We start from the raw sequence: 5017 nt of genomic DNA on the forward strand, positions 1-5017 counted from the left end.
TCCCGGCCAGCGGATAGCTGGACCCCTGAGTCATAACGAATACCGTGTCATGCCAACCCCGCGTCGAATGCAGTGAACTATCCGGCCGACGAGCAAAACCTACTCGAAGTCCGTTCGGACACGCGAAGGGTAACACCTCGCCGGTTTAGGCGGATATTCTTCGGTCGTCTTTCCTGTTCTGAATCCGCAACCACACGGTGAATCCCCAGATGACGAACGCTGCATAGACGAGGTAGAGAAAGGCCGACGGGTAGAAGCCGGCGCGGAACAGCAGCGGCACCCCCACGATGTCGACGCCGATCCAGATGAGCCAGAATTCGGTGACTCCGCGTGCCATGCCGAATGTCGCGAGCAGTGAGCCGGTGAAGATCCAGGCGTCGGCCCATTTCCCGTACGAGCCGAGGAGGTCGAAGAGCTGGGCGAACACGAGCGTTCCGACCACCAAGACCGTCACCATCACGACTCGCTCGCGCGTGGTGGCCCACCGGGGCACAACCGCCGCGTTCGTATGCCGTGCGGTGACGACCCACCGCGACCACCCGTAGACGCTGACGGCGATGAAGAGCAACTGCCTACCGGCCTGGCCGTAGAGGTCGAGTGCCTGCGGCGTATCGAAGGCTCCGCCCAGGAAGACGGTGAACAACAGCGCGTTTCCGACGATGCCCACGGGCCACGCCCACAGGACCCGTCGCATACCGCCGATTGCCGAAGCCAGCCCGAACCCGTTGCCGACGATTTCACGCCACAGGATCGGGTGCCCGGCAATGGAGATCTGAGCGTCCAGCAGCTGGACCAGCATCGTTACTCGCCGGCTGCGACGAGCGGTTCGAGCGTCAGATCGGGCATTTCCTTCTCGAGGTATTGCAGCCGCCACTTGTCGCTGACGAGGGCGAGCAGTGCGCCGTCGGTGCGGGTGAACACTTCCACCCCGCGTTGCCGGCCCAATTCGACCGCACTGCCGGAATCTGTTCGGCGCGCAATCGAATACGACAGCGGTTCGAGCCTGGCGTCGACGCCGAACTCGGTCTTCATGCGGGCCGTCACCACCTCGAACTGCATGGGACCGACCGCAGCCAGAACGGGCGATGCGTCGCCGCGCACATCGTTGCGCAGCACCTGCACGACACCTTCGGAGTCGAGCTGTTCGACGGCCCGACGGAACTTCTTGTACTTGTCTGCGCTGTCCACCCGCAGTGCCGCGAAATGCTCCGGGGCGAACGACGGGATCGGCGGGTACTCGACCTTCTTCTGGTCGAACAGGGTGTGTCCGGGCGCGAGTGCGGTGGCGTTGACGAGGCCGACGACGTCGCCGGGGTAGGCGTTCTCGACGGTGGTGCGTTCGCGGCCGAACACGGTGAGCGCGTATTTGGTGGTGAACGGCTTACCGGTCTGTGCGTGGGTGACGACCATGCCCCGCTCGAACACTCCGGAGACGACGCGCATGAATGCCAAGCGGTCGCGGTGTGCGGTGTCCATGCCTGCCTGGACCTTGAACACCACGGCGCTGAAGGGGTCGGTGACCTCACGGACGGCGCCCTTGGCGTCCTCGCGGGGGCCCGGCGATGGTGCCAGTGCGACGAGGGTGTCGAGGATCTGGCGGACACCGAAGTTCAGCATGGCCGAGCCGAAGATGACCGGCGAGGTCTGACCGGCGAGGAACATTTCCTGGTCGTGCCCCTGACCGCTCGAGACGAGCAGTTCGCTTTCCTCGAGGGCGGTGTCCCACTCCGTTCCCTCGCGTGCGGCCGCTGCGTCGGCATCCATCAGTTCTTCGGGGGCGATGGTCGCGCCGCCTGCGGTGCGGGTGAAGCGAATGTAGTTGCCCTCGCGCACGTCGAGCAGTCCGCGGAAGTCACCCGCGATGCCGACGGGCCAGTACAGGGGCGTGGGCGTCAGGCCGATGCGCTGCTCGATCTCGTCGAGCAGTTCGAGTGGTGACTGGCCGGGACGGTCCCACTTGTTGATGACGGTGATGACGGGAATGCCGAACTGACGGCACACCTGGAACAGCTTGAGCGTCTGCGGTTCGAGACCCTTGGCGGCGTCGATGAGCATCACCGCGGCGTCGACGGCCGTCAGCACGCGGTAGGTGTCCTCGGAGAAGTCGGCGTGGCCGGGGGTGTCGACGAGGTTGATGACGTTGACCTCGGCGGCATCCGGCGACACCTGGTAGTTGAACTGCAAGGCCGTCGAGCTCACCGAGATACCGCGGGCCTTCTCCATCTCCATCCAATCGGAGACGGTGGAGCGTCGTCCCGCCTTGCCGTGGATGGCGCCTGCCTCGGAGATGACGCGTGCGTGGAGCGCAAGCGCCTCGGTCAGCGTCGACTTGCCTGCGTCGGGGTGGGAGATGACGGCGAACGTGCGACGCCGTGCCACCTCGGATGCAAGCTCCTTGTGGACGTTCTTCGGCCCGGTCGGCTCCGACTCGGTGGGGGCAGCGCTCGTGGCGATCGGAGCGTCTACCGAATCGGGCGTACTCAAGCGAACCTCTTCTATGACTGGGCGTCGTCGTCAGCCGCATCGACGACACGGGCAATGTTGCCGGTACCAGGGTACTCGGCGCAGGGAGCGGTAACGGATACCGTCCAGGCGAGGATGAAAAAGCAAGTCGGGTCGGGCGCGACATATGGGGAGACGGCATGAGGAGAGAACCTTGAGCAAGTTCACCGAGGAAATGTTCGCCACGGCCCGCACCAGTGCGCGGGGCCTGGTCACCGGCGAGCCGGACGAGGCGCTGCGTCAGTCCTGGGGTGAGATTCACCAGGTCGCCCGATCGATGGCAGGCGCTCTCGCCGACGCCGGGATCGACCGCGGGGACGCGATCGGCATCCTCGCCGGCCAGCCGGTCGACATCGCTCCTGCATGCCAGGCGGCGTGGATGCGCGGTGGCTCGGTGACTATGTTGCACCAGCCGACGCCTCGAACGGACCTCGCCGTGTGGGGTGCCGACACCGAGACCGTGGTGAAGATGATCGACGCGAAGGCCGTCATCCTCGGTGCGCCGTTCGACGTGGCCGCGCCCATTCTCGTCGAGCGCGGCATCACTGTGCTGAAGATCGAGGACATGCGATCGGGCCGTGAGGTGGATCCGATCGACACCGACGAAACGGACATCGCGCTCCAGCAGCTCACCTCGGGATCCACTGGCTCGCCCAAGGCGGTGCGCATCACGCACGAGAACTTCTACGTCAACGCCTACGCGATGATCGACCGCATCGAGTTCGACGTCGATTCGGATGTGATGGTCAGCTGGCTGCCACTGTTCCACGACATGGGCATGGTGGGCTTTCTGACGGTTCCCATGCAGGTCGGTGCGGAGGTCGTCAGCGTCACCCCTCTGGATTTCCTTCGCTCGCCGCTGCTGTGGGCCAAGCTTATTCACAAGTACAGCGGAACTGTCACTGCCGCACCTAATTTCGCGTACTCACTGCTGGCTCGCCGGTTGTCGCAGGCGGACGACGATCTCGATCTGGACCTCGGCACGCTCCGCTACGCATGGAACGGTGCCGAACCCGTCGACCCCGACACCATGATCGCGTTGGCCGATGCCGGCAAGCCGTACAACCTCGACCCGAACGCACTCGCGCCCGTGTACGGAATGGCGGAAACCACACTCGCCGTCTCTATTCCGGACCCCGGCCGGGGTCAGGTGCTCGATGTCGTCGACGCCGACCTGCTCGAGGCGATGGGCCGCGCCGTCCCCGCGACGAAAGGCAATGTTCGCAAACTCGCGACGCTGGGCAAGATGGTTCCCAATCTCGAAGGTCGCGTCGTCGACAAGGAGGGCCAGGTGCTCACTCCGCGCGGAGTCGGCATCATCGAGGTGCGCGGCAAAGCCGTCACGCCCGGCTACATCACCGTCGACGGTCCCGTCGAAACCCAGGACGCCGACGGATGGCTCGACACCGGCGACATCGGATACTTCACCGAAGAGGGACTCGTGGTCGTCTGCGGCCGGATGAAGGACGTCATCATCATGGGCGGCCGCAACATCTATCCGACGGATATCGAGCGGGCCGCGGCGTCGGTGCGTGGCGTGCGGCCGGGCAACGCGGTCGCCATCCGGTTGGACGCGGGCGACAAGCGTGAAAGCTTCGCCGTTGCGGTGGAGACGAACGATTTCGATGACGACGGCGAGGTCAAGCGGATCGAGCACGAGGTGGTCCATGCCGTGCACTCCGAGGTCGGGGTGCGTCCGCGAACCGTGGCCGTGCTGGGACCGGGGTCCATTCCGAAGACCTCGTCGGGCAAGTTGCGTCGATCGAATTCGGCGGCCCTATTGGGGTAGTTCTGCGGACCCGGCACCGTTTTTGCCGACCTGACATAGGATTTCGCGTCGCGAACGGTGTGCCGGGTCGGTAGCGGGGGTGCCGGCTCAGCGCGGGTGCACCTGATTTTGAGCGGTTTCCAGCCCGACGCGGAGCAGTAGTTCGGCCGCATCCGCAGCTTCTTCGACGATGACGCCGAGGTCTTTGCGTTCGGCCGCGGAGAACGGTTTGAGCACGTACGACGCGGCGTCCATGCGGCCCGGAGGACGGCCGACGCCCACACGGGTGCGGAGGTAGTCCTTCGTGCCGAGGTGCTGGGAGACGGACCGCAGCCCGTTGTGGCCTCCCTCGCCGCCGCCGAGCTTGAGGCGAATGGCTCCGAAGTCGATGTCGAGTTCGTCGTGCACGACCACGATGTTCGACGGTTCGACCGAGAAGAAGCGAGCCAACGCGGCTACCGGCTGCCCCGAAAGGTTCATGAAGGTGCGGGGTTTCGCGACGACCACGGGTCGGTCGAAGAGGCGGGCCTGGACCACGTCCGAGTTGGACTTCTTGTGCGAGGAGAACTTCGCGCCGATTCGTCCGGCCAGTACGTCGGCGACCATGAACCCGACGTTGTGACGGGTGGTCTCGTATTGCGTTCCGGGGTTGCCGAGGCCGACGATCAGCGCTGGTTCTGCGTTCACGTGCTTGATGCTCCCATTCGTGTGGCAAACGACGACGCGCCGCTCCCGAAAGCTGGGAGC

At 65.2% G+C, this 5017-nt stretch carries 4 protein-coding genes; 1 reads left to right on the forward strand and 3 read right to left on the reverse strand.

All coding sequences use genetic code 11. From position 1 onward, the window contains the following. Positions 1 to 145: 145 nt before the first annotated feature. Both pnuC and WBQ44_RS15025 read right to left on the reverse strand, forming a co-directional pair. A complete protein-coding gene (pnuC, locus tag WBQ44_RS15020) occupies positions 146 to 799 on the reverse strand; it encodes a nicotinamide riboside transporter PnuC (protein ID WP_495567474.1) in 654 nt (217 codons plus the stop codon). Positions 800 to 801: 2 nt separating this feature from the next. Then, positions 802 to 2484, reverse strand: coding sequence for a peptide chain release factor 3 (locus WBQ44_RS15025; RefSeq protein ID WP_495567475.1), 1683 nt, complete (start codon positions 2482 to 2484; stop codon positions 802 to 804). Positions 2485 to 2656: 172 nt separating this feature from the next. Here WBQ44_RS15025 and WBQ44_RS15030 point away from each other — a divergent pair, with 172 nt between their 5' ends. Then, the gene (locus WBQ44_RS15030; RefSeq protein WP_495567476.1) at positions 2657 to 4291 is read left to right on the forward strand and encodes a fatty acyl-AMP ligase; all 1635 of its coding nucleotides are present in this window, start codon (positions 2657 to 2659) and stop codon (positions 4289 to 4291) included. Positions 4292 to 4378: 87 nt separating this feature from the next. On the opposite strand, the gene pth is transcribed toward WBQ44_RS15030, so the two are convergent. Beyond that, entirely contained in the window at positions 4379 to 4957 is a 579-nt protein-coding gene (pth, locus tag WBQ44_RS15035; protein WP_495567477.1) for an aminoacyl-tRNA hydrolase, read from the reverse strand. Between the last annotated feature and the right edge of the window lie 60 nt (positions 4958 to 5017).

The organism is Rhodococcus sp. (in: high G+C Gram-positive bacteria) (genome assembly GCF_049591685.1).
In the GTDB taxonomy this organism is placed as follows: domain Bacteria; phylum Actinomycetota; class Actinomycetes; order Mycobacteriales; family Mycobacteriaceae; genus Rhodococcoides.

Excerpts from the sequence above, each read along its gene's own strand:
- pnuC (WP_495567474.1), bottom strand. The coding sequence starts at position 799 with ATGCTGGTCCAGCTGCTGGACGCTCAGATCTCCATTGCCGGGCACCCG.